At 31.9% G+C, this 15497-nt stretch carries 13 protein-coding genes and 1 pseudogene; 8 read left to right on the top strand and 6 right to left on the bottom strand.

What is annotated here, in order from left to right; all coding sequences use genetic code 11:
* Window positions 1–24 precede the first annotated feature (24 nt).
* The 3 genes from ACUN3A_RS13725 to ACUN3A_RS13715 are packed head-to-tail and all read left to right on the top strand — an operon-like array spanning window position 25 to window position 2985.
* Window positions 25–738, top strand: coding sequence for a glycosyltransferase family 2 protein (locus tag ACUN3A_RS13725; protein WP_445551841.1), 714 nt, complete (start codon window positions 25–27; stop codon window positions 736–738).
* Window positions 738–1370 carry a lipid-A-disaccharide synthase N-terminal domain-containing protein gene (locus ACUN3A_RS13720; protein ID WP_445551840.1) on the top strand — a complete coding sequence of 211 codons (633 nt, stop codon included), beginning with the start codon at window positions 738–740 and terminating at the stop codon, window positions 1368–1370. The genes ACUN3A_RS13725 and ACUN3A_RS13720 overlap by 1 nt, the downstream gene beginning before the upstream one ends.
* Window positions 1351–2985 carry an ArnT family glycosyltransferase gene (locus tag ACUN3A_RS13715; protein WP_445551839.1) on the top strand — a complete coding sequence of 545 codons (1635 nt, stop codon included), beginning with the start codon at window positions 1351–1353 and terminating at the stop codon, window positions 2983–2985. Before ACUN3A_RS13720 ends, ACUN3A_RS13715 begins: the two co-directional genes overlap by 20 nt.
* Here ACUN3A_RS13715 and ACUN3A_RS13710 read toward each other — a convergent pair whose 3' ends face one another.
* Both ACUN3A_RS13710 and ACUN3A_RS13705 read right to left on the bottom strand, forming a co-directional pair.
* Window positions 2986–3213: a hypothetical protein gene (locus ACUN3A_RS13710; RefSeq protein WP_056247475.1), complete on the bottom strand. Its 228-nt coding sequence runs from the start codon at window positions 3211–3213 to the stop codon at window positions 2986–2988.
* Window positions 3214–3479: 266 nt separating this feature from the next.
* A complete protein-coding gene (locus ACUN3A_RS13705) occupies window positions 3480–4868 on the bottom strand; it encodes an MATE family efflux transporter (protein WP_445551838.1) in 1389 nt (462 codons plus the stop codon).
* Between the two features lie 213 nt (window positions 4869–5081).
* Here ACUN3A_RS13705 and ACUN3A_RS13700 point away from each other — a divergent pair, with 213 nt between their 5' ends.
* From ACUN3A_RS13700 to ACUN3A_RS13685, 4 genes are all read left to right on the top strand, one after another.
* The gene (locus ACUN3A_RS13700; protein WP_445551837.1) at window positions 5082–5624 is read left to right on the top strand and encodes a hypothetical protein; all 543 of its coding nucleotides are present in this window, start codon (window positions 5082–5084) and stop codon (window positions 5622–5624) included.
* A gap of 221 nt (window positions 5625–5845) precedes the next feature.
* Window positions 5846–7039: a carbohydrate binding domain-containing protein gene (locus tag ACUN3A_RS13695; RefSeq protein WP_445551836.1), complete on the top strand. Its 1194-nt coding sequence runs from the start codon at window positions 5846–5848 to the stop codon at window positions 7037–7039.
* Window positions 7040–7329: 290 nt separating this feature from the next.
* On the top strand, window positions 7330–8166 hold the full coding sequence (locus tag ACUN3A_RS13690; RefSeq protein ID WP_445551835.1) for a DUF6929 family protein: 837 nt from the start codon (window positions 7330–7332) through the stop codon (window positions 8164–8166).
* Between the two features lie 11 nt (window positions 8167–8177).
* On the top strand, window positions 8178–8894 hold the full coding sequence (locus tag ACUN3A_RS13685; protein ID WP_445551834.1) for a 3-ketoacyl-ACP reductase: 717 nt from the start codon (window positions 8178–8180) through the stop codon (window positions 8892–8894).
* Between the two features lie 147 nt (window positions 8895–9041).
* On the opposite strand, the pseudogene ACUN3A_RS13680 reads toward ACUN3A_RS13685, so the two are convergent.
* The 4 genes and pseudogenes from ACUN3A_RS13680 to mtaB form a co-directional block, all read right to left on the bottom strand.
* Window positions 9042–9299: pseudogene (locus ACUN3A_RS13680) on the bottom strand (tRNA (N(6)-L-threonylcarbamoyladenosine(37)-C(2))-methylthiotransferase MtaB); the annotation flags it as partial.
* A 56-nt stretch (window positions 9300–9355) separates the two neighbouring features.
* Complete coding sequence (locus ACUN3A_RS13675) at window positions 9356–9973, bottom strand: hypothetical protein (RefSeq protein ID WP_445551833.1); 618 nt, start codon at window positions 9971–9973, stop codon at window positions 9356–9358.
* A gap of 2 nt (window positions 9974–9975) precedes the next feature.
* On the bottom strand, window positions 9976–12870 hold the full coding sequence (locus ACUN3A_RS13670) for an HsdM family class I SAM-dependent methyltransferase (protein WP_445551832.1): 2895 nt from the start codon (window positions 12868–12870) through the stop codon (window positions 9976–9978).
* 220 nt (window positions 12871–13090) lie between these two features.
* Window positions 13091–14425 (bottom strand): tRNA (N(6)-L-threonylcarbamoyladenosine(37)-C(2))-methylthiotransferase MtaB, encoded by a 1335-nt coding sequence (gene mtaB / locus ACUN3A_RS13665; protein ID WP_445551831.1) that lies wholly within the window; start codon window positions 14423–14425, stop codon window positions 13091–13093.
* Between the two features lie 170 nt (window positions 14426–14595).
* Here mtaB and ACUN3A_RS13660 point away from each other — a divergent pair, with 170 nt between their 5' ends.
* On the top strand, window positions 14596–15495 hold the full coding sequence (locus tag ACUN3A_RS13660; RefSeq protein ID WP_445551830.1) for a helix-turn-helix transcriptional regulator: 900 nt from the start codon (window positions 14596–14598) through the stop codon (window positions 15493–15495).
* Window positions 15496–15497: the final 2 nt, after the last annotated feature.

The following is a 15497-nucleotide window of genomic DNA, read 5'->3' as shown; positions in this document are numbered from 1 at the left end:
ATACAATTACTTAAAAATTAACCAATGAATTTTGAATTAACAATTATCATACCTGTCTATAACGAAGAAGACAATCTCGATCGCGTACATCAAGAAATGAAACAGTTTTTGTCAATTTCGAAAAAAAAGACAAAAATTCTATTTGTAAATGACGGCTCGAAAGACAACAGTCAATCGCTAATTGAGAAAATCTGCAAAGACAACGAAGAATTTACTTTTATTTCTTTTGAAAAAAATGCAGGTTTAAGCGCCGCAATTAAAGCTGGTTTCGATTATGTTGACACTCCTTGGGTGGGTTATATTGATGCCGATTTACAAACTGCTCCTGAAGATTTTAATGTTTTAATGGAATTTACAGGAGAATTTGACCTTGTTACCGGAGTGCGTTCTCAGAGAAAAGATTCTTTTACGAAAAATATGTCTTCAACCATTGCCAACGGAATTCGAAGAGCTTTCACAGATGACGGCATGGATGACACGGGCTGTCCTCTAAAAATAATCCGTACGGATATGGCAAAAAGAATTCCGATGTTTAATGGATTACATCGTTTTCTGCCAGCCATGATTTTATTGCAAAACGGTAAAATCAAACAAACTCCGGTAAGACATTTCCCAAGAGTGGCAGGCGTTTCAAAATTCAATCTTTGGAATCGATTATTAGGTCCATTGCAAGATTGTTTTGCTTATTTGTGGATGAAGAAAAAATACATCAATTATAGCGTAGCAAAACAAGGATAATGAACAACATCATCATTTATTCCGTAGGGTTCATTGCTCAAATTTTGTTTTCGAGCAGAATGATATTACAATGGATTATTTCAGAAAAAAACAAAAAAGTATTAACTCCTGTTTTGTTTTGGGAAATTAGTTTATTTGCTTCTTTTTTGTTGTTTGTATATGGTTATTTCAGACATGATTTCTCGATTATGTTGGGGCAAACAATTACTTATTACATTTATATCAGAAACATTCAGTTGCAAAATGACTGGAAAAAAATCCATGTCATTCTCAGATGGTTCATACTGTTATTTCCCGCTTTTATTGTTTGGTATTCTTATAACAATAATGTCTATGATTTAGACAATCTTTTGCGAAATGAAGCAATACCAAAATGGCTTCTTTGGACAGGAATCATAGGGCAAGTGCTATTTACATTGCGTTTTGTTTATCAATGGATTTATTCTGAAAAGAAAAAAGATTCCGTTTTGCCATTAGGCTTTTGGATCATCAGTTTGACTGGATCTCTTATCATATTTATTTACGCCATAATCAGAAAAGACCCTGTTTTATTGGCTGGTCACGCCATAGGTTTAGTCATTTACACAAGAAATATAATAATCATAAAGAAGGATGTCAAAATTAATTCATAATTATACTTTTTGGCTTTTTATAATAGCCTCTTTGATGCTTTTTCCACATTTGGATGTTATCGAAACCAACATTATGGAATCTCGTAATTTTATTACAGCTAGAGAAATGGCAACTCAAAATCATTGGATTCTAACCACTTTAAATGATTTGCCACGATATGAAAAACCACCATTGCCAAGTTGGCTAACAGCCATTTCTGGAATTATTTTTGGATTTGACAGTATGTATGGTATGCGAATTCCTGTAACATTAATCACCCTATTACTTGTATTTGGAGTTTATAGACTTTCGGAAAAATTAGATTTATCCAAACAGCAAAGCTTCCACAACGGATTGATTTTAATTACGTCTTTTTATATTTATTTCGCAGGAAGAGACAACCAATGGGATATGTACACTCATAGCTTTATGGTAATTTGTATTTTGTTTTTATGGAATTTATTGAATGACTCAAAGAAGCCTCTATTCAATGCTGTAATGGCAGGATTATTTTTTGGTTTTTCCTTTTTAAGCAAAGGACCAATTTCGGTTTATGCTTTATTATTACCATTTTTAATTGCTTACGGATTTACCTATAAATTTCAGTTGAAAGACAAAAAAAAGTACCTTATTCTGATTCTTATATTGGGATTCATCATTGGTTTGTCATGGCCTTTATATGTAAAATGGGCAGATGCTGCAACCTATTTGAAAGTGACCAAAATAGAAAGCAGCCGATGGGGGAATTATAACACCAAACCTTTTTATTATTACTGGAGTTTTTTCACCCAAAGCGGTATTTGGACAGTTCCTGCCTTAATTGCATTAATTTATCCGTATTTAAAGACCAGAGTCAGTAATTTAAAAGCCTATCAATTTACGTTGATATGGACATTAGCTTCGGTAGTTTTACTTTCGATTGTTCCTGAAAAAAAATCAAGATACTTGTTACCAGTTTTAATTCCGATGGCTTTGAATACGGGATTTCACATCGAATATCTGATTAACAATTTTAAAAATATCACTTTAAAAAAGGAAAAAGGAATTATTTATTTTGCCTTTGGACTTATCGGAATCATTTGCATTGCTATTCCAGTTGGTATTTTTATTAAAGTAAAAAATGATATTGCAGGATTTGAATTTTGTCTAATTGCGTTAACACTTTCTTTATTAGCCATAGGTTATGTATTAATTACAAACCTTAGAAATAAAAACTTCACAAAAGTATTCTATGCTGTAATAGCCGTTCAGATAGCTGTGGTTGTGTTTGGGATACCATTTACAAAGCTCATTCTAAAAAATCCTGATTACGCTAGTGCAAAAGCAATTAGGAACAAAGAAAAAAGTCTTGGTATTCGAACTTACGAATTATACGCATTTACACCCGAGATTGTATGGGATTACGGTTTTAGTATTCCTATCTTATTAAATGAAAAAACCAACAAACTAAACTTACCCGCTGAGAGTAAATTTGGTTTATTGGCTTTGGAAACTGATACTATTAATTCTAAAAAAGAATTCCAGAATTATAATATAAAAAAGGTTTCGTATATCGATTTGAATCATGTTCCGACAGATTCAAAAAAACACAATGATCGATTGGTTCGAATATACTATCTCGTTACGAAGAAATAATTATTCTTCGTAACGGGTAATTTCCCTGTCGTAAAATTCATTGGCAAGAACAATTAGTCCTTCCATTTCGGCGTTCAATTCGGCTTCATCCAGGTCTTCTGCTTCTTCCATAAATTCGACCTCATCGTCTTTTAGATTGATGATAAATCTTGGGTAATCCAAGTGAATGATAAAAATATCGTCTGGAAAATCGGTATTGTCTCCTAATAAGAATTTTGGTAATTCCATGTGTTTGAATATTATTTAATGTAAAAGTGTAAAAATACGTTTTTTATTGAGATTCCTTTTTTAAAAAAGAAGTTATACCATTAGCAAATATAAAATAATCCAATCTACTCGTTCTTTGGACTATTTTATATTCACTTATGGTATAAAAAAAATTAAAGTTGTTGTCTAGCCCTGATGGAAGCGACATCCTTTGTGTCCAGGGTTTGGACACAAAGATACAGCGGACAGCAGGTGAATAGGTATTTTGAAAACAAAAACTTTTGCTCCTAAACTTCTTTATCAGCATGCTCTTCAACCAATTTCTTTGTCAAATGCGCAAATCGAATGTACAAAAACAGAGCTGCAGCTGTTAATCCAGCCAAAAGACCAATCCAGATTCCAACTGCTTTTAAGTCAGTATATCTGCCAAGATAAAAAGATATTGGGAAGCCAATAATCCAGTAAGCTACAAAAGTAATATACATGGGAACCTTGACATCTTGGAAACCTCTCAAAGCACCCAAAACAACCACCTGTATTCCATCAGAAATTTGAAAAATAGCCGCAATCAATAACAATTTTGAAGTAATCATAATGATTTCAGTATTATCCAAGGCCTGTGCCGGATCGTGCATATTTAAAAACAAATGCGGTAAGAAATTATGAAAAACTACAAATATCAACGCAAAAAAGGCTTCGGTAATTACCGCCAATAAAAAGATAGATCGGGCTACGATAATCAAGTTTTTATAATCGGCCACTCCCCTAGCATGTCCAACACGGATCATAGCGGTAACACTCAATCCCATAGCCACCATAAAGGTTGACGAGGCCAAAATTAACGCAATTTGATTCGCCGCCTGACTGTTTTTTCCCAAAGATCCCGAAAGCCAAATTGCAGCTGTAAACAAAGTCACCTCAAACAGCATTTGCATAGCAGAGGGAATTCCAAGATCCACTATTTTTTTAATTATTGTCTTTTTGATTTCTTTGAAAGTGAAATTTTTAAAATACTTTTTCATAACAGCATTGTGTTTCATCAAATAATGCATGAAAACGACCATCATTATTCTAGAAATTACTGTTCCCAAAGCAGCTCCTGTCACACCTAATTTTGGAAAAATCCAAAATCCATAAATCAGCACATAATTAAAAAACACGTGTACTACATTGGTCAAAATAATAGAATACATTGAATATTTAGTCAAGGACAAACCATCGGCAAATTGTTTATAGCCCTGATACATCACAACTGGAATCAAAGAAAAAGCTACCCAATCAATATAAGGAGCCGCTAATGCAACCACTGCTGGCGGCTGATCCATAAAATACATCAATTGCTTTGATAATACTGTTATAATGAACAATGACACTCCCAAAATAGTACATAACAGTAAACCGTGATGAAAAGTGGTTCTTATTTTTTTATCATTTTTCTCCGCATCAGCTTCGGCAACCAAAGGTGTAATAGCTGTCGAAAAACCTATCCCAACGGCCATCGCCAAAAAGATAAAACTATTCCCCAAGGAAACAGCTGCCAACTCGGTTGAACCCAAATTTCCAACCATATAATTATCTACAATCCCTATCAAAGTATGGCCTAGCATTCCTAATATTACAGGGTAAGCCAATTTAATATTATACGAGAATTCTTTGGTGTATTGAGAAAATTTCATCTTGAATTTATTGAGTCGGCAAAGGTAATTAGAACAAACTGATTCTATCACTATTAATGTAATTAAAGAAAACGTAATCCGTCTTAAACCCGATATTATATAATAAATCCGAATAATTCTGTAATAACTTCCAAGAGCTAGCAGTATATCTTTGCATAATACTCTTACAAACTAGGAGTTAAAATATTTTTCAATTAATTAAAATCTACTATTATGAAAACTACAGAAAAAATCAAAATCGTTATGGTATTAGCAATTTCGCTATTATTTGCAAATAACACTAAGGCGCAAGAAACAACAAATTACGATCAAGGATTTCGTCTTGGTTTCGGTGTAACAGGAGGATATGCAGTTCATGATCCTTATAAATTAGCTTTAAGCGGAGATGCCAGATTGCAATATGACTTATCCAAACAATACTCTTTGACGCTAACAACTGGGTATAGTAACCTATTCGTAAGCAAAGCTGATGGAAATGATGTTGGATTTATTCCTGCAAAGCTTGGTTTTAAAGCCTTTGTTTGGGGTGACCAATTTTATATAATGGGAGAAGGCGGTGGCGCTTTTGCTGTTTCGAATGGCTATCATAAAACCTCATTACTTTTAGCTCCAAGTATTGGTTATGCAACGAAAGACATAGATATTTCATTGAGGTATGAGCACTATAATGACTTTGCAAGATTGAATAATGATGGAAGTATAGGAAAAGGTGTTGGTCAAGTAGGTGTTCGTGTTGCTTATGGTTTTAAATTATAAAAAACATTCAGATTCTTAAAAAAAATGTGCTGTATTCCAGCACATTTTTTTTGCTTAAAAACGAAATATGATAATTAATTAACTCTTTAAAACAATATATATTAAAAATAATTATACTTTTTTAAACATATGTCAAATATTTTTATACTTTTGATAAACAATCGGTTGTGTTAAAACAATCGGTTGCTTTTATATCTAACCAATTACTAAAAAACCAAATTATGAAAAAAAATTACTTATCAGTATTGTTTGTACTCATTGGCACAACAGTAAGCATGCATGCTCAAAATCTTTTATTAAACAGCGGATTTGAAAATGGAACAGGAGATAATTTTACAAACTGGACAAAAACCAATGGTCCAGCTAATATAACTGCCGAAACAGTAACTATTCATGGCGGTGTTAGAGGTATAAAAGCAATTTCTATGGGTGCTAATGAATACAATGTACAATTGCAAAGTGATGATGTTGCTACAACAATTGGAGTAAACTACGAAATAAGTATTTGGATAAAAGGTACAGCTGGAGGCAACACCATACGCTTTTCAACAGTTGGAGGAACAGCAGTTTATGCACCACCTTATACTGTAACAACTGCATGGCAAAAATACATTTACGGTTTTACGGCTACGGCTACCACAACCAAAATTTCATTGGATTTAGGAAAAGGAACAGACACATTTTACATAGATGATGCCGTAATGTTAGACTTATCTACTACTCCATCTAAAGATTTTATCCTTAATGGTAATCTAGAAGCAGGTACAGGCGATACCTTTACCAACTGGAATAAATATAACGGCGTAGCAAATTTAACTGCCGAGACCGTTCAAGTTCATGGCGGAGTTAGAGCCTTAAAAGCAGTATCTACAGGAGCAGCCGAATACAATGTACAATTTGTTACAGACATCATGACCTTAGTTGTAGGAAGAACATACACAGCAAGCATGTGGATAAAAGCGGTTACTGGTGGCACTACCGTTCGTTTTTCAACTACAGCGACTCCTGCTGATTATGGTCCGAACACAACAACTACAACGGCCTGGCAAAAAATAAGTTACACTTTTCAAGCCAAAAATGAATCAACCAGATTAAATTTAGATTTAGGAAAAAGTACCGATACTTTTTATATTGATGATATTAGTTTTATTGGAGCTAATCCATCATTAGGAACTTCACAATTTGAAACTCCAAATAATACTGCTATTTTCTACCCAAACCCAGTGATAAACACTTTGTCCTTCTCCCCTAACGCTGACATAAAATCATTTAAAATTTATGATGTGACTGGTAAAACCGTAGTTAGCAACAATAAAGCCGAAAATGTATCATCGGTTGATTTATCAGCTTTGAAAAAAGGAATATACATATTAACTACTGATAGCAACCAAAGTTTTAAATTTATAAAAGAGTAAGAAACCCAATTTATTTCATACCAAAAGCCATCTGATTCATTCGAGATGGCTTTTTTGTTTGAAAACGATATTACAAATCGATTACATTTCTTAGCTTTTAATTCAAAGAAATATAGTATTTTCGGGCAGCAATTTCCCGCTTTCCATTATAATCTTGTTCTTGCACTTGGTTTTTTATTAGGTCGTTGCAGGAGCTTCCGTTGGTCGCTCTACCTCTCCCATAAAAAATCCAAGTCCACTCCAAGGATTTTCATTTTAATCGGGGCTGCAAACGGCTAACAACATCATTTATGGAAAAATTCACCCTCGAAATACTTTTTCACATCATCGGAATAGGTTCTGCATCTGGGCTTATTTACAAAGACAATACTTTATTTATTATTGGTGACAACAGCGGATTTCTGTACGAATATGCGATTCCTTCACAAACGTTGCAACAGCATCAAATCATCGAAAATTCGGCTGCAAATATTGCAAAAAGCGAAAAACCAGATTTTGAAGCGATCACTCATTTTGGAGATACCCTCTATGTTTTTGGTTCGGGTTCTACCCAAAAAAGAAACAAAATGATTGAGATTAATACGCTACAAAAAGAAATAAGAACCAACGAACTCACGGATTTGTATGGTGTAATGCAAAGTTTCGCCGAAATTAAACCCGAAGACTTTAATCTTGAAGGTGTCATTTACACCGGAAAAGAATGGTATTTATTCAACCGTGGCAATGGAGCATCAGGGAAAAATGTAGTATTTACTATTCAAGGGAAAAACTTAATTAATGAGTTTAATATCGTTTCCAACAACTATAAATTACCCAAAATAAAAGGAATTCGCAGTAGTTTTACTGATGCAGTAGCGGTCGACGAGAAAATATATTTTTTAGCAACAGTCGAAGATACTAAATCAACTTATGAAGATGGGGAAGTACTCGGGAGCTTTATCGGTTGCATTGATACCAAAACAATGAAAATTGATTTTACCAAAAAAATCAGCGACAGTCAAAAATTTGAAGGAATTACCGTTTATCAAAATACAAATAATAAAATTGAGTTTTTACTTTGCGAAGACAAAGACACTGAAGTACTAGAAACGAGTATTTATAAATTAACAATAGCCAAAAAACATTAAAAAATAAAGTAATGAACGACTTAAAAAATAAAAACGCCCTTATTACAGGTGCTGGAAAAGGAATTGGAAAAGCCATAGCCCTTGCATTAGCAAAAGAAGGTGTAAACGTAATTTTATTGGCACGAACACAAGATGAAATCGAAAATGTGGCCGCAAAAGCACGCTCATTAAGAGTAAAAGCGCTAGCCATAACAGCAGATGTTGCTGATATTAACTCGGTAAATAAAGCCGTAGAAAAAGCTTTAGCCGAATTCAAATCAATTGATATTTTAATTAACAACGCTGGAATTGCAGCTTTTGGAAACTTCTTAGAATTAGAACCTTCCGAATGGGAGCGCATCATTCAGGTAAATTTAATGGGGACGTATTATGTTACACGTGCTGTTTTGCCTAATATGATTGAAAGAAAAACAGGAGATATTATTAATATTTCGTCTACAGCGGGATTAAACGGAAATGCATTAACAAGTGCTTATAGTGCTTCGAAATTTGCAGTTTTAGGATTAACTGACTCTTTGATGCAGGAAGTACGCAAACACAACATTCGTGTTACAGCTTTAACTCCAAGTACTGTTGCGACCGATATGGCAAAAGATTTAAAACTTACCGATGGCAATCCTGATAAAGTAATGCAATCAGAAGATATGGCTGAATTAATTATCGCTCAATTAAAATTAAACCGACGCGTATTTATCAAAAACAGTAGTATTTGGTCAACAAATCCTTAAAAGCAAGTTGTCCTGCCACAAATAAAAAAAATTAAACCATTAAGATATTAAGAAAATTAAGAGCAAAATCTTAATGAAACTTAATATCTTAATGGTTCAAAGAAATATTTTAATTTTTAAAATATTTCTATCTCTAATTATTTGCTTTTAAACCTCAACGTTTAAAAACTCCATTCGAACGCTTCCGTCTTCATCGATTTTTGTCAAATTAATTTCATGTAAAGTGTTTACTAATTCTGGATTCCAAGGTGTTTTTACTTTTACGTAATTCTCGGTAAAACCATGAATGTAGCCTTCTTTATTTTCACTTTCAAAAAGCACTGTTCTATTCGTTCCCAACTGACTTTCATAAAAAGCACGACGCTTTTTAACCGACAAACCTCGTAGCATTTTGCTTCGTTTGCTTTAAGTTAATTAGGTGTTTTATAATCAATACATTTTAATATACTTCTCATAACGGTTTAAAAGAGTTTTATCCAGAAATGATGAAGTTTAAAATTTACAGAATTACATTCACATTCAAATTTATGTAAAGAAATCAATTCATTATTAAAATCATCTTTCTTTTTCATAGTTTCATTAATATTATAATTCTTTTGAATAGTTTCATTCACTTTTTCAAACCAATATTCAAAAGAATTATTCTCAACATAAGCAATTAAGCCATTATCAAAAATCCCAGTTGGATCTCCATGTATTCCTTTTTTAAAACGCTCAATTCCTCCACTTGAATTACCTGAATTATTTGTACCTAAAACGTACTCATCTTTTGCTTGAGTATTATATTTAGGTAATCTTTTCCCTTCAATGAAAAATATTCTAGTATAGTTTTCATTGTTTAAATAAAAATATATATCCTCTCTTGCTTGCTTCCCTTTTGATACATTCTCTTTACTTACACCAATCCAAACTTTTTCATTTGTTGTTCCAAGATAATTAAAAGCATCTGTTAGTAACTGGTTTTTCAAACTTTCATTGTCCGAAGATTTAAGTTTTGATAAACTTTGTGAAATTCCACTACGAATTATATTAAATATAATATCTAAATATGGAGAAGTTGGTAAATTATCAAATTGCATCTTTAATAACCTTTTTTAAACATTATACTCTTCACTTCTTCAGCATCTCTATATGCAATACTTTGTGTCCAATATTTCAAAGTTCTCGGTTTAAGAAAACTGATACAATTAGGTTCATTTATATATGTTACAATCCGATTTATTCGTAATCCATTATTAGAAACATCATCTTGTAAAATATTTTTGTATGTCTTTTCATTTTTATCAGACAAAATTGATTCAATTGACTGATTTATATCAGTGTGACAAAGAGTTACCCATACCCAATCTTCATCAATAATTATTCTTTTAGTACGAAATTTGTAATCTCCATTTTCATATAGATAATTCATGATCTCACAAAAAGCCAAAGAATATTTTTCTAAATTTAAACTTGTAGCATCATTGAAAAGAGATCCTGTTGTTTTATTAATAGACTGCGCTAATAATTCAGTATCATCCCAAACAGCATTTTCTATTTCACTTAATCCATCAAAAGCAATAAGTTTTCCTTCAGCATCTAACTTTAACGGAAGATTCATTATATCTTGGGCATCAATAGAATATTCTCCGCTTTGTTGCATATAAATTTTGGATGACAACAGTTTTATTAAAGTTCGATAAATAAGTCTATTTATTTTAAATATTTCCACAAATCTCTTCATTACTAAATCATTTTCCCCTTTTAGACCTAATACTCCAGGGAAAAAACCAATCTTCTTTGTATTAAAAACTATTGGCATAGAGTAATTAGCATTTAATCTAATAAGAATATTTGGAGGATTCAGAATATCAGCATTAATATTTCTTTTTACCAAATGTTCTTCTTGAATATATGTTGCCCCTTCTATTGTGTCTTGAACAAAATTTTTCGAATCAAGGAGTTCCATACCTTTTAAATCTATCTGATTTAGAGAAGAAATATCAGAACGAAAGCCTGTATAATCTTTCATTAAACTTTTTACAGAAATCTCATTATTAGACAAATACTTATCAACATAAAAATGTAATCTACCGCCACCTAAAAGGTTGGTTTTCCAATAATATTTATCAGTTAAGGATCTTTCAAAAGGAACTTGAAAACGATCATATTTATCAATTTGAAATCTTAATGCCCCTTTATGATTCAAATATGAACTTCGAACAATTATATGCTCTATAGGTTTTTGTTTGCTTCCAATATTCTGTACTAATATAGCAATTGTAGCGACTTTAGTTTTTCCCCATAAAAAATCTTTTAAAGGAGTGAAATCATAAATTTTCTGAATATTCCACTTTGAAAAAATAGTTTTTCTGAATTGTAAAGATGTTGGGTTATATAAAAATGCAGATGAAGGCATTATCATAAATAATGACCCAGAAGGTTTTAATAATTTTTCTAAAGATTTATAGAATATTGTTAATGCAGGATTTTTATATGGGAAATCTATTTTTTTATCCTTTTCATTTAAATAATATTCATTATCACATATATTATCTAATCCTATTTCTGCATTTAGTATATTTTCACTTTTATCTATATTAAAAGGAGGGTTACCAACAATCACATTAAATTGTAAATCGGTTTCCTTATACCATTTAAAAATCCCTTTAACACCAAGATTACCTCTTATAATTAAGTTGTCAAATTGGATTAAATCAATATCTTTAGGATTAAAATGACTTGTATATTCAATCTGAAGAGATGTGGCGGTTATGGAAATTGCATCAGGATTTATATCAACACCATATATACAATTAGACAATATTTGCTTTAATTCATAAATATCTTTTTCTCCTTCAACTTTCGTTTTATTGTTTTGCAACATCCATAACGTGATTAGTCTTTTGTAGGCAAGAACAAGAAATATTCCTGAACCACATGAAGGATCAAGAAGCTTAAAGTTTTCGAAATCAACTTTTTCATCAAAAGGTAAAAGCTCATCTATAAGTAAACGAGCTAAATGAGGTGGAGTATAATATGCTCCGTCTTTTTTTTGCCTTCCATCAACGGATAAAATAAATCTTTCATACAGCCTAGAAATAAATTCAATTGGAATAAACTTTAGGTCATATAATTTCCAAAAAGCTCCTTGTCCATCTTGCCCAAAACGACCATCTAATGCAATAGCAATCGTAGTAAGATCACTTTTTGATATTTCTTCAGCTTCTTCATTAGTTAAATTAAATACACCTCCATTAAACTTTTGATTTAATTTAGCAAATAAATCTAGAATATTACCATCTTTAATAACATCACAGAACGTTGTATTCTTTTTTGGATCATTAATAAAAGATGAGAAAAAATTGTTTTTGAAAATATTTTCGCCACTATCATCAACTTGTTCTTCTAAATACTTAATTAATATACATTTTACTATCAGAGACCTGAGTGTATGAGGAGAGCAACCAATTTTATCTTTTTTAGAAAGAATATTCTTATCTATGTGTTCAAGTAATTTTACATAGGGAGAAACTGAAAGATAATCAGTAGGCTTCTCCTCAAGAATTCTTCCAGAAAATATTATTTTTTTTAATTTTTTATCTATTTTAGAAATAGTAGGAAAAAGAATATTCGCAGTCAATTCACCTTCACTCGAAATCTTTACAGGCTGTCGGGTGTCAATGATTTTAAATTCATCAGAGTAAACAATAACAGCAATTGCAATATCTCCGATTGTCCAAATCTTTTTATTGATTAAAGCGAGTTTTTGCTCATCAAGATATTGATTTCTATAATCAAATATGTAAATAAAAGGTATTTTATCTTTTTCTAATTCACTATCAAGACAATAAAAATAATCAGCTTCAACACTTTTAGCTTGAAATTGATAATACTTTAATCTATTGTTATGTAATTCCTCTGATACACAATACAAATTATTAGCATATTCATCGAGTGATAAAAAGTTAACAATTGAATTGTTTTCAGTTTCCATCCATTTAGTTTTATAATAACTTCAAAGTTAATAAAATCATTTTATATTTTATTTTATAAGGCCTTTATTTTGTTTGAGAAAATCTATTTGGACATTACTTAAAATAAAGATATTTTTTGAATTTTATTAGATTCAATAACAGATTTTTACGATATTCAGATAACTATTAAATCAAAAAAAGCTTTTATTTATAAACAGGAATATTATTGTAAAATTGTAATTATTCGCAAATTAAAACATTGCCAAACTCCATTCGAACGCCTCCGTCTTCATCGATTTTTGTCAAATTAATTTCATGTAAAGTGTTCACCAATTCTGGATTCCAAGGTGTTTTTACTTTTACGTAATTCTCGGTAAAACCATGAATGTAACCTTCTTTATTTTCACTTTCAAAAAGTACTGTTCTGTTGCTTCCTAATTGGCTTTCATAAAAAGCACGACGCTTTTTTACAGATAAACCACGTAGCATTTTGCTTCGTTTGGCTCGAACATTGGCAGGAACAACACCATCCATATTCGCAGCTTCAGTATTATCTCTCTCCGAATAAGTAAAAACATGTAAATAAGAAATATTCATTTCGTTCAGAAAATGGTACGTTTCCAAGAAATGTTCATCTGTTTCTCCTGGGAAACCAACAATCACATCCACACCAATACAAGCGTGTGGCATTACCTCGCGAATTTTATTTACGCGTTCCGTATAAATTTCACGCAAATAACGACGTTTCATCAATTTCAAGATATCGTTACTTCCTGATTGCAACGGAATATGAAAATGTGGTACAAAAGTTCTGCTTTTGGACACGAATTCTATTGTTTCATTTTTCAATAAATTAGGCTCAATAGAAGAAATACGCAATCTTTCGATTCCTTCTACTTCATCTAAAGCTTGTACTAATTCCAGAAAAGTATGTTCGTGTTTTTTATTCCCGAACTCCCCTTTTCCGTAATCTCCAATATTTACTCCTGTCAGAACAATTTCTTTGATATTTTGTTTCGAAATCTCGTAAGCATTTTTCAAAACATTTTCCAACTCGTCACTTCGGGAAATTCCGCGTGCTAATGGAATCGTGCAATACGTACATTTATAATCACAGCCATCCTGAACTTTTAAGAAAGCACGGGTTCTATCCCCGATTGAATAACTGCCAACATAAAAATCAGCTTCGGCTATCTCACAAGAGTGTACTTCGCCAAAATCATTCTTCGATAAATCATTGATATAATCGGCAAGTTTGAATTTCTCTGTAGCTCCAAGAACCAGATCTACTCCATCCACATTTGCTAATTCCTCTGGTTTTAACTGTGCATAACACCCTACTGCAGCGACAAAAGCCTTGTCGTTCAATTTCATCGCCTTTCGCACTACTTGCTTAAATTGTTTATCAGCATTCTCCGTAACCGAACAGGTATTAATTACATACATATCAGCAACTTCTTCAAAATCAACGCGATCAAAACCCTCATCTTCTAAATTACGCGCAATGGTTGATGTTTCCGAAAAATTTAATTTACAACCTAAAGTGTAAAAAGCGACTTTTTTTCTATTTTCCATAAGATAACTCAATTAATGAAATCGTTGTCAAAAAATTGAGAGTGCAAATTTACAAACAAAAATTTATAAAAGGAAATTCTATTTTAATCCTTTGTGATTCAATAAATTATTTTACTCTGTCATAAATTGGCAGACAAACTATCTATCTTTGAAAAATAAATCTAAAAATTATGTCAAAATTAATTTATTTTAAAAGGTACTTATACGTTATTGACCGTTTGAGAAGCCGACCGTGCAGTTTCAACGATTTACAGGAGCATGTCATGCGTAAATTAAAAAATGACGATATCGACACAGCTTTCGAATATGCAATTCGCACTTTTGAACGTGACAAGAAAGATATTTCAACTCTTTTTGGAATTGACATTCACTACAACCGCAAAGACAAAACCTATGCTATTGATGAAGAAGAAATAGAAGACCAGTCGGTAACCCGGATGATTGATGCTTTTTCGATTCATCACGCACTGCAAGAGGGAAATAAATTGTCACCAAGTGTGTTTCTTGAAAAGAGAAAATCATTGGGTACCGAAAATATTTATGGTATTATTCACGCCATACAAAATAATTATATTCTACAATTAACATATAAAAAACATTGGGAAGATTTTAGTACCCAACGCGAACTGAAACCCATTGCAATCAAAGAATCGCAACAAAGATGGTATTTAGTCGCTTGGGACAAAAAAGATGATAGAATAAAAACTTTTGGTTTAGACAGAATCTCCAACCTAAAAATCACCAACTCTAAATTCAAACCCTTTAATTACAACGTAGAAAAAGAATTCCAACACGCTTTTGGGGTTGAAACTTATGAGGCAGCAGAAAAAGTGGTTTTAGAGTTTTCTAAACAGCAAGGCAATTACATCAAAACCTTTCCGTTGCACGAATCCCAACGCATTGTGGAAGAAACCGAAAATACTGTAATCCTAGAAATTTTCATTCATACCACCAACGATATTAAAATGGAATTATTGAAATACGGCTCGAATGTAAAAGTAATCTCTCCTATTTCGCTTCAAAACGAAATCAAAAACAGAATTTCGGAAATGTCTAATCTTTATATATAATT

It is taken from the genome of Flavobacterium sp. WC2509 (genome assembly GCF_052683105.1).
This window is presented reverse-complemented; position numbering and strand designations above follow the sequence as displayed.